This window comes from Reyranella soli (assembly GCF_007992495.1).
Lineage (GTDB): Bacteria > Pseudomonadota > Alphaproteobacteria > Reyranellales > Reyranellaceae > Reyranella > Reyranella soli.
Genome location: NZ_BKAJ01000048.1, coordinates 41,257 through 59,298, shown reverse-complemented (window position 1 = coordinate 59,298; position 18,042 = coordinate 41,257). Strand labels below are relative to the sequence as shown.

Genomic DNA, 18,042 nt, shown 5'->3' with positions numbered 1-18,042 from the left:
TCAGGCGAAGCGTTGAGGCGCATAGGCCGCGACGTCGATGGCCGTCGGCTTGCCGTTGATCAGCTGTGAGACCAGGCGGCCGCTCGGCGGCCCGCCCGTCATGCCGAAGTGGCCGTGGCCGACGGCGAGGAACAAGCCCGGCCGGCCCGTTACCTCGCCCAGCATCGGCAGGCTGTCGGGTGTCGACGGACGGAAGCCCATCCAGAAGCGGTGGTCGTCGGTGTTCACGTCGGGGAACATCGTGCGGACATTGGCAAGCAAGGCCTTGGCGCGGCGCTCGTCGGGCGCCGCCTCGAGGCCGGCGATCTCGACCGTACCCGCCACCCTGAGCCCGTGCTCCATCGGCGTGACGCCGAAGGAACGGCTCTTGTTCGATATGGTCGTGGTCAGCGAAACGTTGGGCGTCGGCAGCATGACGTGGTACCCGCGCTCGGCCTCGAGCGGCACGCGGATGCCGAGCGGCTCGAGCAGGCGAACCGAGCGGGCGCCGGCCGCGACGACGATCCGCTGGGCGCGATGGAAGCCGACATTGGTCATGACGTCATAGGCGCCGTCCTCGCGCGGCAGGATCTTCATCACATTCTCGGGCACCAGTCGCCCACCTGCCTCCATGAACAGCCGATGAAGCGTCTGCACGATGCGCTGCGGGCTCACGGTGTAGCCATTGCCCGGCACCAGCACGCCCCGACGCACGGCCGGCGAGATGCCGGGAAACATCTGCCGCAGGTCGTCGAAACCCAGCGTCTGGCTCGGAATGCCCTGGCGCTCGCGCAACTTGCGCTCCAGGGCAGCACTCTCCGATTCGCCGTCGGCCTCCCAGACATGGACCTGGCCGACCGGTCGCACCAGATCGGCGAAATTCTCCGGACCGAGCAAATCCTTCCAGCAGGCGAACGCGTCCTTGTGCAGCGCGCGCATAGCGTCGGAGATTTCCAGGACGCGCGGCATGCGGCTGGCCGCGATCCATTTCAGCAGCCACGGCAGCGCCTTGGGAAAATAGGAGGGGCGCACGGCGAGCGGTCCCAGCGGATCGGTCAGCCACGATGGTACCTTGCGCAGCATGCCGGGCAGCGCGATGGGCACCGAGGTGTCGGCGCTGATCATGCCGGCATTGCCGAAGGACGCACCGCCCGGCGGCGGCAGCGGATCGATCACCACCACATCGCGGCCCGAGCGACGAAGGTAGAGTGCCGTAGACAGACCGACCACGCCGGCGCCGATCACGACAATCGCAGGATCTGGTTGGGACATCGTACTCTCCCGAATCAATCAGTGCCGAACAGGGTGCGTGGCAGGCTGGTCAGGCGTTGCGGGCCATCGGCCGAGACCAGCACTGTCTCGATGAACGAGACGCCGGCCGCCGAGGCATACATGTGAAACACCATGCCCGCCTCGAGCCGCCAATCGGCCTTGGGATGGAACATGCGCGTGAAATCGCTGGTGCGTGGCCCGGCGGGTGCATAGAGGCCGAGCGTGTAGCCGCTGATATTGTCGAACGACTCGCGCAGCCCTTCCTTGATGACGCCCTCACGCAGGATCGCATCGACCGCGCGCGCTTCGACGCCAGGACGCATGGCGGCGATCTGGCGCTCCTGAAGCTCGGCCAGCTTCGTGGCCGCACGCTGGCGATCCACGCCGATCGGGCCAATGCAGATGCAGCGCATCAGGCGCGCACTGTAGCCGCCGACCGAGGGGATCAACTCGACATGCACGACGTCGCCATCGCTGAGCGGCGTGTCGTCGAGATGCGCGTGCAGGAAATCCCAGCCCCGGCCCGCCGAGATCGGACCGGGCGGCCCGGGATCGGCGCCGAGCTCGACATAGCTCGCGACCGCGACGCGCGCGGCATCGCGCTGCGCCAAGCCCAGCCGGCAGGCGGCGGCGACACGCGTCATGGTCTGGTCGGCGATGCCGGCGGCACGCCGCAGAAGGCCGATCTCGGCCTCCGACTTGATCAGCCGCAGCTCCCAGACCAGCGGCCCGATGTCGACGAACTCGACATTGGGCAGCGCGGCCTTGAGCTGGGCGAAGCGACCAAGCGGCATGCCGTAGGAATTGAAGTCGAGTCCGATGCGCGCACCCGACAGCCCGCGATCGGCGAAACGCTCCGCCAGCACGGGAAACGGATCCTCCCAGTCGCGGTACTGCGGCACGTCGGCGATCCAGTTGCGCTTGCGGCACTGTCCGGCATCGAGGGCGCGGATGAGGAAGAACGGTTCCTTGTCGACCGGAACGACGACGCAACGCCAGCGGTTCTCCGAATTGCCGTAGCCGGTGATCCAGGTCATGGCCTCGATCTCGTCAAACAGCGCGGCCTCGACGCCGAGGGCGCGCAGCCGGCTGCGCAGCCGCTCGAGACGGCCGGCGAACTCGGCCGCGAGAAGTGAGGATTAGCGTTCGTCATGTCTCCGTCTTTCTGGTGAGGCTGCCGCGCAGGCGCCGGATGCCGCCGTCGACCAGCAGGACGATGCCGGTGACGCCGATGAGGAAGGTCGCGGCTGCGGCGACCACGGGCTCGATCTCGAGATGCAGGCTGTTCCAGATGCGTACCGGCAGGGTCTGTGCCCGCGCACCGGCCAGGAACAGGGAGATCACCAGCTCGTCGAACGAGGCGAGGAACGCGAACAGCGCCGCCGACATGACGCCGGGAAAGGCGATCGGCACCACGACCTTGAAGAAGACGCGGCTCCGGCTGGCGCCCAGGCTGAGAGCGGCGCGCTCGAGGTTGACGTCGACGCCCTGCAGCGCGGCCAGCAGGATCAGCAGCACCACCGGCAGGGCGATGATGGCGTGGCAGAAGCCGATCCACAGCATGTTGCCGACCAGCCCCATCTTGGCGGTCAGGAAGTACATGGCGATCGCGGTGATCACCGTGGGCACGATGATCGGCATCAGCATCAGCGACAGGATGAACTTCTTGGCCCGCATCTCGCTGCGCACCAGCGCGTAGGCGGCGAGGAAGCCGATGACCGTGGCGATGACGCAGGCGATCAGGGCGATCACGGCGCTCGACGCCAGCGACTGTCGCCAGCGCGTGTCGCCGAAGAAGGTGTTGAACCACTTCAGGGAGAAGGAGGTCGGCGGAAAGTGCAGATAGCCCTCGCCGCCGAACGACAGGATGACGACGATGATGATCGGCGCCAGGAGGCCTGCGCAGGCGAAGGCCACGTAGGTCGACAGGGCGGGGGAGAAGCGCTGCGCCACGGCGTCAGGTTCCCATCATCCGGCGCACGTCGGTCACCCGGTAGTACACCGCATAGAGCACAAGGGTTACCGCCAGCAGCAGCAGCGACATGATGGCCGCACTCGGCCAGTCGAGCGTGATCTCGACCGAGCGCTCGATCAGCATGGCGATCATGACGTCGGACGGCCCGCCCATCAGCGCCGGCGTGATGAAGAAGCCGATGGCGAGGATGAAGACGATCAGGCATCCCGACAGGACGCCATGCGCACTGAGCGGGAGATAGACGTGCAGGAAGGCGTAGGTCCGGCTTGCCCCCAGGGCGTGTGCCGCGCGCAGGAAGCTGGGGTCGATCGCCTTCATCGCCGCGTAGAGCGTCAGGATCATATACGGCAGCAGCACGTAGGTCATGCCGATCACGATGCCGAGCTTGTTGTAGAGCAGCGCGATGGGATGGTCGACCAGGCCGCTGCCAAGCAGGAGCTGGTTGATGATGCCGTTGCGGCCCAGCAGCACCATCCACGAGTAGGTCCGCACGATGACGCTCGTGAAGTAGGGCACGATGATGCAGAACAGGATCAGGGTGAAGCGCAGCCGATCGCTGTTGGCCAGGACGTAGGCGATGGGATAGCCGGCGAACAACGTCAGCAGGGTCACCAGCAGCGCGATCCAGTTGGTGGTGAACATGGCATTGACCACGGCGCGCGAGGAGATCGTGGTCACGGCCTCGTCGACGATGTCGGCGAAGCTGCCGATCTCGCGCAGCGTCTCGACGAAGAACAGGGCCAGAGGGACCGCGAAGCCCAGCACCAGAAAGGCGATCGCCGGCACGATGAGGATGCCAGGATCTCGCCATATCGCGGTGGTGGTGCGGGTCATGGTCAATCCGCCAGCACCAGGCTGTCCTCGACCAACCAACCCAGCGCGATGGGATCGTCGACGGCATAGGCTTGCCGCCGCGAATTCTGGACGTCGACCACGACATGGGTCGAGGACGCGATCTCGACCTGGTAGCGCACGATGTTGCCGAGGAACGAGACGCGCCGCACACGGCCCTCGACGCGATTGCCGGTCGCATCGCCAATCGCAACGCGCTCGGGGCGCACGAACAGGGAGGCGCGCTGCCCGACTTTCGCCGTATCGCGCACCTTGGCGCGAAGAGCGAGGCCGGCGATGCGCAGGATCGCCGTGTCGCCCTCGATCGCTTCGACCCCGCCGTCCAGGATGTTGGCCTCGCCGACGAAGCGGCCGACGAAGGCGTTGGCCGGACGCTCATAGACCTCCGACGGCACGCCGACCTGGGCGATGCGCCCGCGGTTCATGATGGCGATGCGGTCTGACATGTTCATCGCCTCCTCCTGGTCGTGCGTCACGTAGACGACGGTCATGCCCAGCCGCCGCTGGATCTCCTTGATCTCGACCTGCATGTCGTAGCGCAGGTTCTTGTCGAGCGCGCCCAGCGGCTCGTCCATCAGCACGATGTGCGGCTCGAAGACGATGGCGCGGGCGATGGCGACACGCTGTTGCTGGCCGCCCGACAATTGCCGCGCAAAGCGGTCGGCGAAGGCGCCGAGCTGCACGAGATCGAGCGCCCAGGTGACCCGCTCGCGGATCGTCGGCTCGGGCCGGTGGCGGGCGCGCAGCGGAAAGGCGACGTTCTCGAACACGTTGAGGTGCGGGAAGATCGCATAGTTCTGGAACACCATGCCGAAGCCGCGGCGTTGCGGCTCCAGCGCCGACACGTCCGCACCGTCAACGGCAATGCTGCCGCCATCGACCCCGGCAAAGCCCGCAATCATCATCAGGGTCGTGGTCTTGCCCGAGCCGGAGGGCCCGAGGAACGTGAAGAACTCGCCCGGCCGGATGGCGAGGCTGATGTCGTCGACGACGCGTTCCTCGCCGTACCGTTTGGTGACGCCTCGAAGGTCGATCGCGCCCTTGAGGCTCATGCCTTGCCGAGATTGGCGTGGGCCACGATCTCGACCAGCGTGCCTTCGCCCATCAGCTCGGCGACGATCGTCGCCCGGCTCGGATAGGGGTCGTGGAAGAACTCCTTGTAGACCTCGTTCATGCCGGCGAAGTCGGACTTGGCTGTGATGTAGATGATCACCTGGGCCACATCGGCCAGGGTGCCGCCGCCGGCCTCGATCGCCTGCTTGAGGTTGCTGAGCGTCTGGCGCATCTGGACCTTGATGTCGCCTTCCACCGTCTTGCCGGTGGTCTGATCACGCGGCACCTGCACGCTGTAAATCGTCGTGCCCGACTTCACGGTTCCATTGACGGGCGCCGTCGACGGCAGCAGCCCGGTCTTCACTACTTCGAACATGTTGCCTCTGCCTCGTTACTGCGCGAGCCACTTCGACCAGGCGGCATTCACCTTGGTCCGGTTCTCCGACCACCAGACGATGTCGCGGACATAGCCCTTGGACTTGGTCCACGGCACCTTGGTGTCGGGATCCATGAGCTCGGGCGAGGTCGCGGGATAGGCCTTCTGGTTGACCGGTATGGCCTTGTAGGCCTTCAGCCACGCCGCCTGGATTTCCGGGCTCAGGCTGAAGTCGATGAAGGTGAAGGCGGCTTCGCTGGCCTTGCTGCCCTTGGGGATGCCGTAGGCCTGGCCCAGCACGGCATTCTGGTTCCATTGCGCGCCGAGCGGCGCGCCCTTGTCGATCGCCACGCCCAGGCGCGTGCTCCACAACGCGGCGAGCACCACTTCCTTGTCGGCCAGCATCTGGGCCGACAACGCGCCGGTGTCCCAGAACTTGGTGATGGCTGGCCGTACGCGTGACAGCGACTTGAAGGCGCGTGGGATGTCGAGCGGATAGAGCTTATCCATCGCCACTCCGTCGGCCAGCAGTGCGAACTCGAGATCAGGGGCGCCGCTTGCCATGTCGGCCAGCGTGCGCGGGCCTGGGAAGGCCTTGATGTCCCAGAACTCGGCCCACGACTTCGGCTCCTTGCCCTTGGGATAGGCGGCCGTGTGGTAGCCCATCAGCATGGCGTAGTTGAAAGAGCCGACGAACGCCTTGTGCTTCACCGTGGCTTCAATGTCGTCGGGGTTGGTGCGCTTGAACTTCTTGAGATCCAGGGGCTCGAGCGCGCCGGCCTGGTCGAGCTGCAGCAGCACGTCGTCGCCGGTGTCGATCAGGTCAACTTCCATCTGGCCCGATCGGTGCATGGCGAGCAGCTTGGCTACGGTGGCGGCAACGGGAACGATCTCGATCCCGGTCGCCTTCTGGAAGGGCTCGTAGACGGTCGCGCGCTTGACCTCGTCATAGGCGCCGCCGGGCGTGCGGACCGTGAGCTGTTGAGCCGCCTCTGCCCGCCGTGTCCAGAAATAGGGCAGGGCAACCGACGCTCCCGCCAGACTGCCCAGCACCCTCCTGCGTCCGAACCGTCCCGTCGATCTACCGCTCATCGCTACCCCCTTCGCGCTATAGGATGGTTTTGTGAGAAAAGCCTTGCTGAAACAACATCGCAACGCTGCCAAGGCCGGCAAATCTGGTTATGGTCCATCAGCAAATCTTGTTGCGAGGCGATCAGTCGGCTTATGCCGGTCAAGCTCAGGTTCCGACATATAGAAGGTTTTCGAGCCGTCATGCAGACCGGCACCGCCACGGGCGCGGCGTCGCTGCTGAACGTCACCCAGCCTGCTGTCAGCCAGCTGATGACCGAGATGGAGGCGGCCGTCGGCTTCGCTCTGTTCGACCGGCGCGGCGGACGGTTGGTGCCGACCCCCAACGCCGCCCTTCTGTTCGACGAAGTCGAGAGGTGCTTCACCGGCCTCGATCATGTCAACGCCTTCTGCGCCCGGCTGCAGGATTCGAGCGCGCATGCCGTCGTGCTGGCCGCCGCGCCGAGCATGGCTCTCACCCTGCTGCCGATCGCCATCGGCCGCTACGTGACCGACGTCGCCAAGGACTTCTTCACCCTGTTCCCTCGCCATTCCAACGAGGCGATCCGGCTCGTCGGGTCGCAGAAGGCCGACATCGGCTTTGGCTCGACGCCGGCCGAGCTGCCCGGCATACACAGCGAGCCGATCAGCACACACGAGGCCATCTGCGTCCTGCCGCTCGGGCATGCCCTGGCGGCGAAGCCGCAGATCAGCGCGCGCGACCTGCACGGCCAACCCTTCATCACCATGTCGCGCACGGAGGGCGTGCACGAAATCGTCGAGGGCATCCTGCGCCGTGAAGAGGTCGAGGTGGCCAACGTCGCCGAGTGCACGATGACCACTGCGGCCTGTTCGCTGGTCGAGAACGGCGTGGGCCTCACTCTCGCCGATCAGGCGGCGGCGTCCTTCTTCGTCGGCCGGCGCGTGGTCCTGAGGCGCTTCGTTCCCGCCGTTCCCGTCACCTTCTACGCCTACTGGCTCGACAGGGCCGCTCCGCACTTCCGTCGCAGCGCCTTCATCGAGATCCTCAAGAGGGAAGCGCTGCAGATGGAAGCCGAACTGGACCGGCATCTCGACGAGGCGATTCTCTGTCCATCGCCCCTGTGAGCCCCTGCACACTGCGGCGCCCAGCATGGGCGGTCAGAATTGCGATCTCTTTTTGCGCTTAGCGGAATGTCCTCTCATCCTGCGTCCATCTAAAACTTAGATCACACACTCTTCGATGTCTGTAGTTTCGTCCAGTTCGGCAGCACGATAAGCTCGAACGAATAGCGACGCTCATCGCCTCGGCGTGCGTTCGCCAGATTGCGCCACAAGCAATCGACCAAGGAGGAAAACCCAATGTCTTCGTTGCTAGGACTTCGAGTCGGCCGGCTTCGCGCCCTCGCGATCTTTGCTGCAATCTCGTTCACAGGCGCCGCGGTTACGGCAAATGCACAGGAGATGTACCAACCCCAATGCTTCAAGCCGATGCCGGGGACTACGAAGACCATATCCTATCCCGCGAAGCCCGGGCCCTGGCGCTTGGCGCTGGTCAATGGCTTCGTCGGCAACAGCTGGCGCATACAGATGATTCAGAGCCTAAAGGCCTGGGCTACCCGCCCTGAGAACGCCAAGAACTTCCGGGAACTCAAGATCGTCAGCACCGGCACCGATGTCGCCGCCCAGATCGCGGCGATCGATAACCTGATCGCGGCCGGCTATGACGGCATCATCTTCATCGCTGTGAGCCCGACGGCCTTCAAGCCGGTGATCGCCCGCGCCAAGCGCGCCGGCACGGTTCTCTCTTCCTTTGATAACGTCGTCGACTCGGAGGAGATCCTGCTCGTCAACGAACCGCAGGTCGAATTCGAACAGGTGAAGTCGCAGTTTGTCTTCGACAATCTGACGACGAAGCAGGGCAAGGTGCTTGAGGTCCGCGGCCTGCCTGGCAATTCGGTCGATCGCGACCGCTCGATCGGTTTCCACAACGTGTTCGACAAGAAGCCGGGCATCGAGACTGTGACGGTGGTCGGCAATTGGGATGACGGAACCGTTCAGAAAGTCGTCTCCGACGCCGTCGCCACGCACGGCCAGTTCATCGGCATGGTGACGCAGCACGGCACCACCGGCCTCATGAACGCATTGAAGGACGCCAAGCATCCGAAAATTCCGATCGGCGGCGCAGGCGAGAACGGCTCGCTGCGCATGATTCATGACGGCGACTGGACCAGCATCGCGCGCGTGCAATCTCCCGCCTTGTCGGTCGTCGCCATGAAGGGTGTCATCGCCCTGCTCGAGGGCAAGAAGCTGCCTCAGCACGTTGGCTTGCCGGTGCCGACCCTCTATTCGAAAGACCTGAAGGACGGCGCCAATTACTCGACGTCGCTGCCGGACAATTTCCAGGCGGGCGCCGACTTCAAGGACTGCGATGTCGTCCTTCCCTTCCAGGAGCTGCTGAAACAGACACCCGACAATACCTGACATCTGCTTCGTGATGTCCGGTGGCGCGCGGTCAGGACCTCCACTGCTTGCGCTTGCCAATGTGGGCAAGCGCTATGGGGGCGTGGTCGCACTCGATGATGTCAGCTTCGCGGTTCACGCCCAATCGATACACGCCGTCCTCGGCGAGAACGGCGCCGGTAAGAGCACCCTGATCAAGATTGTCGGTGGTGTCGTCTCGCCCGACTCCGGCCGTATCGAGATCGACGGCAAGGCGGCGGCCTTCCTGGCGCCACGTGACGCGATCGCGAACGGCATCGTCTGTGTATTTCAGGAACTGTCGCTGATCCCCGATCTCACGGTCGCAGACAACATCTGCATTACGGATGCGCCGAGGCGTTGGGGCTTGATCGACCGCCGCGCCCAGCTCCGCCGATCGGAGGAGCTGCTGGCGACGATCGGCTGCGAGGACATCAATCCGCGCCTGACCGTCAAGGACCTGCCGCTGTCACGACGCCAACTCATCGAGATCGCCAAGGCTCTCGGGCGCAATCCACGCCTGCTCGTCCTCGACGAGGCGACGTCTGCGTTGACACCGGCGGATGCACAAAGGGTCTATCGCATCGTCCGCCATCTGCGCGAGCGCGGGCTGGCGGTCATCTACATTTCCCATCGCATGCACGAAATCGAAGAGCTTGCCGATACTTGTTCGGTGCTTCGTGGTGGTCGCCATATCGCGACCTTCAAGAGTGGCGACAGGCGCCCCGACGAGATCCTGCAGATGATGATCGGCCGTGATCTCAGCCGCATCTATCCGCCGAAGCCCGCGCCGGCCGCTGCGACGCCGCCCGTGCTCGACGTGTCGCACTTCTCCTGGACCAACAGGCTCTCCGACGTGACGCTTGCAGTCGGTCGGGGCGAGATCGTCGGCCTGGGTGGACTCGACGGTCAGGGCCAGCGCGAGCTGCTGCTCGGCCTTTTCGGCGTGCTGCGCGAGACGCGGGGCACGATCAGGCTCGACGGGCGTGACGTCGTGCTCAAGAGCCCGGCAGACGCTCAAGCCGCCGGCCTGTCGCTGGCGCTGGTACCCGAGGACCGCAAGAGCGAAGGGCTGATGCTGTCGATGTCGGTGCGCGAGAACATGACGCTCGCTGCTCTGCGGCGCGTCTCGCGCGGCTTCCTGATCAACCTTGCCGAAGAGACGAGAATCGCCACGCAGGCTGTCGGCGATCTTGCCATCAAGGCGGCTTCTCTCGACAGCCCGGTCGGAAGTCTTTCCGGTGGCAACCAGCAGAAGGTCGTCCTGGCCAAATGGCTGATGAACGAGCCACGCGTCATCCTGCTCAACGATCCGATGCGAGGCATCGATGTTGGCACCAAGCAGGAACTCTATCGCCTGATGCGCACTCTTGCAGACCAGGGCGTCAGCATCCTGTTCTACAGCACCGACCATGACGAGCTGATCGGCATGTGCGACAAGATTGTCGTGCTCTACCAGGGGCGCGTCGTGCGCGAGCTGAAGGGCGAGGCGATGACGGAGGCCAACATGATGGCAGCTTCGCTCAGCCTACAGCAACCGACCGTCGCCACTGAGGCTTGCCCATGAGCGAAGGAGCCCTGGTGCAGATCGATCGAACGAAGGACGTCAGGGCTCCCGCAGGCCAGAGCGCTCTCGGCATCTGGTTGCGGCGCAACCAAGGCCCCCTGCTGGCTTTCGCGTTGTTCATCGCACTCTTCTTCGTTTTTTCCGTGCTGCATCCACGCGGCTTCTCGCCGCTCGTCCTCCAGACGGCCTCCAATGAGGGAGCGGCCCTCGCGCTGGTCGCGATGGGACAGACCTTGCCGGTGCTGACCGGTGGGCTCGATCTTTCGATCGGTCCAATACTCGCGCTCACCAACTGCCTCGCCTCGAACGTCGTCAGCGGGTCGCCAGTGGAAATCGCGTTGGGCGTCTTGCTCGTGCTCGCGACCGGCGCCGGCTGCGGCTTGCTGAACGGCGTGATCGTGGTCTATGGGCGCATTCAACCGATCATTGCCACGCTCGCGACGGGTGCCGCTTACACCGGCATCGCCTATCTGCTGCGGCCGGTCCCGGGCGGCGAGATCGACGACGCTCTCGGCGAGATGATGACCGGGGCGGTCGGCGGCGTGGTGCCGGTTTCGCTCCTTCTGCTCGCCGCCGCAGCCGGCGTCTGGTGGTACTTCAAGGGCTCGCCGGTGGGGCGGGCGGCCTACGCTGCGGGATCGTCGTCGGCGGCGGCCTACATGTCCGGCCTCGACATCGATAAGGCGAAGCTCGCGGCCTATGCCTTGGGCGGGCTGTTTGCCGGCATGGGCGGGCTGTTCCTGGGATTCCAGACGCTGACCGGCGATGCCCAGATTGCCGGCGATTATACCCTGAAATCCATCGCCGCCGTGGTGATCGGTGGGACGTCGCTGGTCGGCGGCAGCGGCGGGGCCATCGGCTCGATCTTCGGTGCCTATATGCTGCGCACCATCACCGGCGTCCTGTTCTTTGCCGGCGTGTCGCCGTTGACGCAGCCACTCTATGAGGGTCTCGTCTTGCTGGCCGCCATCGGCATAGGCGGAGCGCGCATCCTCAACGTCAAGAACCGTCTCGACCTCATGGCCGCGCAGGAAGTGAGCCGCGGCGAGCCGAAACAGCGTCTTATCGCCGGCGTGGACAATTCAGTCCTCGTCTCGCTTGCAGCGATCATCCTCATCGGCGCCGTCGGCAGCTTCTTCCTACCCGACTTCCTTTCCGTAAAGTACCTGATCCAGCAACTGCGCATCGCCTCGTTCCTGGGCATCATCGCGACAGGAGCGATGGTCGTGATCCTGCTCGGTCATATCGACCTCTCGATCCCTTGGACGATGACTGTCGCCGCCATGGTAGCGACGACGATCACGGGCTTCGGCGGGGCGTGGATCGATTGGGCCATCCCCGGCGGCCTTCTCGTCGGCGTCCTGGTTGGCCTGATCAACGGTATCGGCGTTGGCGTTATTCGCCTGCCGTCGATGATCCTGACACTCGCCGTGAACGCCGTGCTGCTCGGACTGACGGTCGTCTACACCGGTGGGTTCGCGCCCCAGACCAAGGCGTCGCCCCTGATGCGTTGGCTCGGGCGGGAGAGCTCGCTGCTCGGCATACCAAACGTGCTCTGGGTGTGGCTCGCGCTCGGCCTCTTTGTCGTGCTGCTGTTGCGGCGAACGACCTTCGGGCGGGCCATCTTCGCCGTGGGCAATCGCGAGATTGCGAGCTATCTGTCGGGAATCCGAACGGGTCGGGTGATCTGCACGGCCTTCGTTTTCGCCGGCTTCACCAGCGCGCTGGGCGGCATCCTGCTCGCCGGCCGTTTCGATCAGTCCTATCAGGGCATGGGCAACGACTATCTGTTGCCGGCCATAGCCGCCGTGGTGATCGGCGGCACACATATCCTCGGTGGGCGCGGCACCTATCTGGGCACGGTCGCCGGCGTCCTCGTCATCACGCTTCTGTCGAGCGTGCTCGCGGTGATGCAGATGCCGGAGGCGAGCCGACAGATCATCTACGGTGTGGTGATCATCATGATGCTGCTGCTTACCGCCCCGAAGCCAAAGGAGTAACGCCATGAAGCTCGGCCTGTTCATGATGCCCTTGCACGACCCGCAGCGGGACTACACCCAAGTCTTGCAGGAGGACCGCGAGGCCATCCTTCTGGCCGAAAAGCTCGGCTACGAAGAGGCCTGGGTCGGGGAGCACTACAGCGCCCGCACCGAACCCATTCCTGATCCTCTGCAGTTCATGGCGACGCTGATCCCGGTCACCAAATCGATCAAGTTCGGCACCAGCGTCATCAACATGCCGCAGCATCATCCCGCGCAAGTCGCCGGCAATTGCGCCATGTTCGATCATCTCGCCGAGGGCCGCTTCATCATGGGGATCGGCCCTGGCGGGCTGGGCTCGGATTTCGAGCTGTTCAAGGTCATGGACAAGAACCGGTCGGAGATGATGGTCGAGGCGATCGACATCGTGCATCGCATCTGGAGCTCCGATCCGCCTTACAGGATTCCGGGCAAATACTGGGACATCACGATCGACAATTCCTACCAGCCGCGGCTCGGCATCGGACCGATGCTGAAGCCCTTTCAGAAGCCCTATCCGCCGCTGGCCGTCTCTGCGATGAGTCCGTCCTCGGCCACGGCGAGGCTCGCGGGAGAGCGCGGCTGGGGTCTCGTCTCGGCGAATTTCATGCCGGTCGGCCACGCCAAGACCCATTGGGAGCAATACTGCGCCGGCTGCGAAGCCGCGCATCGCCGACCCGACCGCGGGCAGTGGCGCCTTGCCCGCACCATCCTGGTCGGCGAAAGCGACGCCGAAACGGCGGAGTATCTTGCCAACGAAAAATCCAGCATCGGTTGGTACTACGCCTATCTCCGCGATAACCTGGCGACCTACAAGCTGCTCAAGATTTTCAAGCCGCAAGAGTCCATTCCCGACGAGGCTGTCACCATCCGCAAGTGCATCGAATGGATGGTCATCCACGGCAGCCCCAAGCGCGTTCTCGACCAGCTTGTCGCCCTCGTCGACGAGGTCGGCTATTTCGGTACCTTGCTGCTCACCCACAAAGACTGGGATCAGCCCAGGCTGCACAAGCGCTCAATGACGCTTCTCGCCGAGGACGTCATGCCCAAGCTCAATCAGCATCTGGCAAGAAGGCGGGCGGCCGAGTAGTCGCAGGCGATGGCCGCGCCGCGGTACCCGCAGGCAGGACTTCCATGGATGTCAGGCAGCTTCGCTATTTCATGCGCATTGTCGAGAAGCGAAGCCTGTCGCGCGCGGCGGCCGATCTGCGGGTCTCGCAGTCCTCGCTCAGCCTGCATGTCGCCAATCTCGAGCAAGAGCTCGGTGTGGAGCTCCTGGTCCGCAGCAGGCGTGGCGTCGCTCTGACCGAATGCGGCGAGCTCCTGCTCACCCGGGCGCGCGCTATCATCGGCCAAGTCGACGCGACGATGGAAGAGATTCGCAGCTTCGCGGAAAATCCGGCCGGTGTCGTAACACTCGGCCTGCCGGCGAGCATCGCCGCCTTCTTCTCGGCGCCGCTCCTCATGCAGCTCAAGGTCCGATATCCCAAGATCACCTTACGCATCGTCGACGGCGTGACCAGCAGGCTGCTTGCCTGGGCCCACGAGAAGCGCGTCGACCTCGCGATGGTGACCGAAGTTGGCCCCTTGGCGGCGCTCGGCGCGGAGCGGCTCGTCTCCGAGACGCTCTACCTTGTCGGTGCCGGTCCACGGCGCTTCGGCAACGCATTTGCGGTCAACGCCGCCAACCTTGCCTCCGTACCGCTCGTGCTGCCGAGCCGCGAACATGGCACGCGGCTCCTGGTGGAGGAGTACGCCAAGGCGCTTGGGATCGACCTGCTGGTGAAGTTCGAGGTCGACGCCGTGCCGGCCATCAAGGAACTTGTTCGATCAGGGTTCGGCTGCACCTTCCTGCCGGCGACAGCGATCAAGGAAGAGGCGGCACGCGGAGAGTTTTGGACCGTCGAACTCGTCGAGCCTGCACTCGTCCGCATCGTCACGCTGGTGCGCCCCCTGAAGGGCAAGACCAACCCCGCATCTGATGCTGCTCGCGCGGTGATCCGCGACCTTGTCATCAAGCTGGTCGACGGTGGTGACTGGCCTGGGACATTGCTCCTCAAACCCACGACCAACTCGCCATCGATTGCCGATCATATCGATTGGCTTTGACCGGTGCGGGGCCGCTGAGATTGCCAGCACTGCTAGCAGTTCGTCGCGACAGGTCCTCTACGGTGCGAAAAAACTCACAAGACCGAACCGCCGAACAGAACCATAGTTTACATGGTAAGTTACTTGAGTTATAATGACTGTGCGCTCGCCTCTCGGTGGCTCCGCTCTTTGCATCGTTTATCCGATACCCATCGCGCCCGGCCGAAGCCGCCGGCCTTGCTCGAGCTCAGCAGGCGCAATGGATTGGGGGTCAGCTTCCGAGGCGCCACTACGACCTCCGCCGGAAATGCCGGGAATGCCGCAAAATCAATGCGCAGCGGCGAGGACTGCGCATTGTCGTTGCTGTCCTCGTTTAGCGGACAACGCGTGGCCGTCGCCACGACCAGAAAGAGTAGAAGCATCAATGGCTTGCGGGCGTTTCCGCAGACGCGCTGCGAACGCGATCCTGTTCGCCAGCCAGCTGGTCAAAACCCCTGTGCGGAGCTGCTAGGCCGGTTCGCAGATGTCGAGGATGACCCGCATGTAGATGCGGATCATGTCGAGATAGTCGGCGATGTCGACACGCTCGTCGGGCATGGTGTTGTAGCGCCCGCCGGGACCGCAGACGACGCCTTCCATGCCGAGCTCGCGATAGAAGTGGCCGGCGTCGGTGCCGTAGTAGCAGGGTGGGGCGAGCGCACCGGTCGGCTGCGGCTCGCCGCGCACCGCCTGGTAGGCGGCATTCAGGGTCTTCACGATCCTGGCGTCACGCGGTACCTCGAAGGCCGGCATCACCGGCCGGCCTTCGGTGCGCTCCGACGTCACCGTGGCCTTGAGGCCGGGAAAGCGGCGCTCGAGGTCGTCGAGCACGACGCGCAGGTCGGCGAAGGCTTGCGCCTCGGTCTGGCCCGGCGCGTAGCGCACCGAACCCTTCAGGCGCGCAAAGTCGGCGACCTGCGGCGGCCGCCATTCGGCGAGATCGCGCCCCAACGCGGCGTGCACCACGCCGACATGGCAGCGGTTGATCGAGCGGTGCTCGTCGCTCCTGGCGCCGCTGAAGGTGAGCGCATTGAGCCGCGGGACGAGGTCGCAGGCAGCGACGAGGGCATCCACCGCCTGCTCGCGCTTGGAGAGATGGCGGGTGTTGCCGGTGAGCTCGATGATGAAGGTGCCGGCCTCGGCATGCATGGTGAGCGCCTGCAGGTCGGTTGGCTCGCTGTTAATGAAGTAGTCGGCGCGCACGCCCTGGCGGATCGCCGCCAGGGTGCCGACGCCGCCCTGCAACTCGCCGACGACGAAGGTCAACACGACGTCGCCCTTCAGGCGAACGCCCGCATCCATCAGTGCCTTGACCGCGCAGTAGTAGGCGGCATCGCCCGACTTCATGTTGGAGACGCCGATGCCGTAGATGAACTTGTCGTCGACCAGCCCGCCCCACGGATCGACGGTCCAGCCCTCGGTCACCGGATTGGTGTCGAGATGGCCGTTGAACAGCAGGCTTTTGCCGCCGCCCGTGCCCTTCCAGCGGCCGATCGCGTTGACGCGCGTGCCTTCGACCGGCGTCAGCTCGGCCTCGAGTCCCAGCCCGCGCATGCTGCTGGCCATGAACTCGGCCAGTTTCCGCTCACCCTCGGTCTGCGAGTAGCTCTTGTGGCGCACCATTGCCGACAGGAAATCCAGGCACGCCTTCTCGTCGAGGTGGGCGAGCACGGCATTGCGGTCGATCGCGGTCATGACTTGTACTCCCGGGGTGGCGGGACCGCGTCCAAGAGCTTCCGCGTATAGGGGTGGCGCGGTCCGGTGGTGGAAAGGTCGTCGATGTCGAGAAGCTCGACCAGCTCGCCGCGGTACATGACGGCGATGCGATGGGCGAGCTGGCGCACCAGGTTGAGATCGTGGGTGATGAAGAGGTAGGCCGTGCCGTTGCGGCGCTGCAGGTCGACCAGGAGCTCGACGACGGCGGCCTGCACCGACACGTCGAGCGACGACGTGATCTCGTCGCAGATCACCAGCCTGGGCCGGCTGGCGAAGGCGCGGGCGATGGCGACGCGCTGCTTCTCGCCGCCCGAGAGCTGGTGCGGGAAACGCTCGGCATAGGCCGCGGGCAGGCGCACCTGTTCGAGCAGCGTTTCGATGCGCGCCTCGCCGCCGTAGAGCGTCAGCGGTCGCGACAGGATCTCGCGCACGCGCTGTCTCGGATTGAGCGAAGAATCAGGATGCTGGAAGACGATCTGCACGTCGCGGCGGTAGCCGCGGTCCATGTCGCGCCGGCCGGCAATGCGCCGGCCGCCGAAGCGCACGGCGCCCTCGAAGCGGTTGAGGCCGGTCAAAGCGCGCGCCAGGGTCGACTTGCCCGACCCCGATTCGCCCACGATGCCCAGGATCTCGCCGGGCTGGACGGAGAGGCTGACTTCGCGATTGCCGGCGACCTGCGCGGTGCGGCGACCGGCCAGCGCCGAGAGGAAAGGCGTGCGTCCGTAATGGACGCTCAGCCTCTCGACCTCGACCAGCGGCTCGGCACCGGCGGCTGGTTTGCCGGTCATCAGGCGATGGTCGGGCCGCGGCACGGCGGCAAGCAGGCGGCGCGTGTAGTCGTCACGCGGTGCGTCGAACACCGCGTCGACCTCACCTTGCTCGACCAGGCGCCCGCGATGCAGCACGGCGACATGGTCGGCCACGCGCGAAACCAGGGCCAGGTCGTGCGAGATATAGAGAGAGGCGACGGCGGTCTCGGCCTGCAGCTCGGCGAACAGGTCGAGGATCTGCCGCGCGGTGACGACGTCGAGGGCGGTGGTCGGCTCGTCGAACAGGATGCATTCGGGCTGGCAGGCGAAGGCCGAGGCGATGACCACGCGCTGCTTCTCGCCGCCCGAGGCCTCGTGCGGATAGCGGCGCATCATGGCGGCCGGCTGCTTCAGGCCGACGCGCGCCATCATCGCCTCGCCCTCGGCCCAGGCCTGCCGGCGTGTCAGCCCGCGGTGGCGCGCCAGCACTTCGGCCAGCTGCTGGCCGAGCGTCAGGGTCGGGTTGAGCGACGTGCTGGGATCCTGGAACACCATGCCGATGCGCCGGCCGCGGATGGCGGCGATCTCGGACTCGGTCGCGGTCATCAAGGACTGACCGGCCAGGCTGATGGAACCCTGCTCGCGGGCGCGTGGCGGGAGGTGGCGCATGATGGCCCAGGCCAGCGACGTCTTGCCGGATCCCGATTCGCCCACCAGGCCCAAGACCTCGCCGCGCGCGATTGCGAGGTCGATCGAGTCCAGCGCCCGCACGAAGCCCGTCGGCGTGGCGTAGTCGAGGCCGTAGCCTTTGACTTCGAGGACGTTCATCG

At 65.3% G+C, this 18,042-nt stretch carries 15 protein-coding genes; 6 read left to right on the top strand and 9 right to left on the bottom strand.

Annotated elements, in window-relative coordinates; translation table 11 throughout:
- The 7 genes from RSO01_RS15265 to RSO01_RS15235 are packed head-to-tail and all read right to left on the bottom strand — an operon-like array spanning position 1 to position 6,599.
- On the bottom strand, positions 1-1,251 hold the full coding sequence (locus RSO01_RS15265; protein WP_147149970.1) for an NAD(P)/FAD-dependent oxidoreductase: 1,251 nt from the start codon (positions 1,249-1,251) through the stop codon (positions 1-3).
- Positions 1,252-1,265: 14 nt separating this feature from the next.
- The gene (locus tag RSO01_RS15260; RefSeq protein WP_281291459.1) at positions 1,266-2,348 is read right to left on the bottom strand and encodes a M24 family metallopeptidase; all 1,083 of its coding nucleotides are present in this window, start codon (positions 2,346-2,348) and stop codon (positions 1,266-1,268) included.
- Positions 2,349-2,400: 52 nt separating this feature from the next.
- Positions 2,401-3,204, bottom strand: a complete 804-nt coding sequence (locus RSO01_RS15255; RefSeq protein ID WP_147149968.1) for an ABC transporter permease — start codon at positions 3,202-3,204, stop codon at positions 2,401-2,403.
- 4 nt (positions 3,205-3,208) lie between these two features.
- Positions 3,209-4,060, bottom strand: a complete 852-nt coding sequence (locus RSO01_RS15250) for an ABC transporter permease (protein WP_147149967.1) — start codon at positions 4,058-4,060, stop codon at positions 3,209-3,211.
- Between the two features lie 2 nt (positions 4,061-4,062).
- The gene (locus RSO01_RS15245) at positions 4,063-5,130 is read right to left on the bottom strand and encodes an ABC transporter ATP-binding protein (RefSeq protein WP_147149966.1); all 1,068 of its coding nucleotides are present in this window, start codon (positions 5,128-5,130) and stop codon (positions 4,063-4,065) included.
- On the bottom strand, positions 5,127-5,507 hold the full coding sequence (locus tag RSO01_RS15240) for a RidA family protein (protein ID WP_147149965.1): 381 nt from the start codon (positions 5,505-5,507) through the stop codon (positions 5,127-5,129). Before RSO01_RS15240 ends, RSO01_RS15245 begins: the two co-directional genes overlap by 4 nt.
- A 15-nt stretch (positions 5,508-5,522) precedes the next feature.
- Positions 5,523-6,599 carry an ABC transporter substrate-binding protein gene (locus RSO01_RS15235; RefSeq protein WP_147149964.1) on the bottom strand — a complete coding sequence of 359 codons (1,077 nt, stop codon included), beginning with the start codon at positions 6,597-6,599 and terminating at the stop codon, positions 5,523-5,525.
- A 132-nt stretch (positions 6,600-6,731) separates the two neighbouring features.
- Between RSO01_RS15235 and RSO01_RS15230 the strand changes: the two genes are divergently transcribed.
- The 6 genes from RSO01_RS15230 to RSO01_RS15205 all read left to right on the top strand — a co-directional run bounded on the left by RSO01_RS15230 (position 6,732) and on the right by RSO01_RS15205 (position 14,729).
- On the top strand, positions 6,732-7,682 hold the full coding sequence (locus RSO01_RS15230; RefSeq protein WP_147149963.1) for a LysR substrate-binding domain-containing protein: 951 nt from the start codon (positions 6,732-6,734) through the stop codon (positions 7,680-7,682).
- A 198-nt stretch (positions 7,683-7,880) separates the two neighbouring features.
- Positions 7,881-9,038, top strand: coding sequence for a sugar ABC transporter substrate-binding protein (locus RSO01_RS15225; RefSeq protein WP_147149962.1), 1,158 nt, complete (start codon positions 7,881-7,883; stop codon positions 9,036-9,038).
- A gap of 13 nt (positions 9,039-9,051) precedes the next feature.
- On the top strand, positions 9,052-10,602 hold the full coding sequence (locus tag RSO01_RS15220) for a sugar ABC transporter ATP-binding protein (protein ID WP_147149961.1): 1,551 nt from the start codon (positions 9,052-9,054) through the stop codon (positions 10,600-10,602).
- On the top strand, positions 10,599-12,602 hold the full coding sequence (locus tag RSO01_RS48970; RefSeq protein WP_147149960.1) for an ABC transporter permease: 2,004 nt from the start codon (positions 10,599-10,601) through the stop codon (positions 12,600-12,602). The genes RSO01_RS15220 and RSO01_RS48970 overlap by 4 nt, the downstream gene beginning before the upstream one ends.
- 4 nt (positions 12,603-12,606) lie before the next feature.
- A complete protein-coding gene (locus RSO01_RS15210) occupies positions 12,607-13,710 on the top strand; it encodes an LLM class flavin-dependent oxidoreductase (protein WP_147149959.1) in 1,104 nt (367 codons plus the stop codon).
- Positions 13,711-13,754: 44 nt separating this feature from the next.
- Complete coding sequence (locus tag RSO01_RS15205) at positions 13,755-14,729, top strand: LysR family transcriptional regulator (protein WP_147149958.1); 975 nt, start codon at positions 13,755-13,757, stop codon at positions 14,727-14,729.
- 486 nt (positions 14,730-15,215) lie between these two features.
- On the opposite strand, the gene RSO01_RS15200 is transcribed toward RSO01_RS15205, so the two are convergent.
- Both RSO01_RS15200 and RSO01_RS15195 read right to left on the bottom strand, forming a co-directional pair.
- The gene (locus RSO01_RS15200; protein WP_147150007.1) at positions 15,216-16,433 is read right to left on the bottom strand and encodes a M20 family metallopeptidase; all 1,218 of its coding nucleotides are present in this window, start codon (positions 16,431-16,433) and stop codon (positions 15,216-15,218) included.
- 5 nt (positions 16,434-16,438) lie between these two features.
- On the bottom strand, positions 16,439-18,040 hold the full coding sequence (locus RSO01_RS15195; RefSeq protein ID WP_147149957.1) for a dipeptide ABC transporter ATP-binding protein: 1,602 nt from the start codon (positions 18,038-18,040) through the stop codon (positions 16,439-16,441).
- Positions 18,041-18,042 lie beyond the last annotated feature (2 nt).

Coding starts and splice junctions, on each gene's coding strand:
- RSO01_RS15265 (WP_147149970.1), bottom strand. CDS start 1,251: ATGTCCCAACCAGATCCTGCGATTGTCGTGATCGGCGCCGGCGTGGTC.
- RSO01_RS15250 (WP_147149967.1), bottom strand. CDS start 4,060: ATGACCCGCACCACCACCGCGATATGGCGAGATCCTGGCATCCTCATC.
- RSO01_RS15245 (WP_147149966.1), bottom strand. CDS start 5,130: ATGAGCCTCAAGGGCGCGATCGACCTTCGAGGCGTCACCAAACGGTAC.
- RSO01_RS15240 (WP_147149965.1), bottom strand. CDS start 5,507: ATGTTCGAAGTAGTGAAGACCGGGCTGCTGCCGTCGACGGCGCCCGTC.
- RSO01_RS15235 (WP_147149964.1), bottom strand. CDS start 6,599: ATGAGCGGTAGATCGACGGGACGGTTCGGACGCAGGAGGGTGCTGGGC.
- RSO01_RS15230 (WP_147149963.1), top strand. CDS start 6,732: ATGCCGGTCAAGCTCAGGTTCCGACATATAGAAGGTTTTCGAGCCGTC.
- RSO01_RS15220 (WP_147149961.1), top strand. CDS start 9,052: ATGTCCGGTGGCGCGCGGTCAGGACCTCCACTGCTTGCGCTTGCCAAT.
- RSO01_RS48970 (WP_147149960.1), top strand. CDS start 10,599: ATGAGCGAAGGAGCCCTGGTGCAGATCGATCGAACGAAGGACGTCAGG.
- RSO01_RS15210 (WP_147149959.1), top strand. CDS start 12,607: ATGAAGCTCGGCCTGTTCATGATGCCCTTGCACGACCCGCAGCGGGAC.
- RSO01_RS15205 (WP_147149958.1), top strand. CDS start 13,755: ATGGATGTCAGGCAGCTTCGCTATTTCATGCGCATTGTCGAGAAGCGA.
- RSO01_RS15195 (WP_147149957.1), bottom strand. CDS start 18,040: ATGAACGTCCTCGAAGTCAAAGGCTACGGCCTCGACTACGCCACGCCG.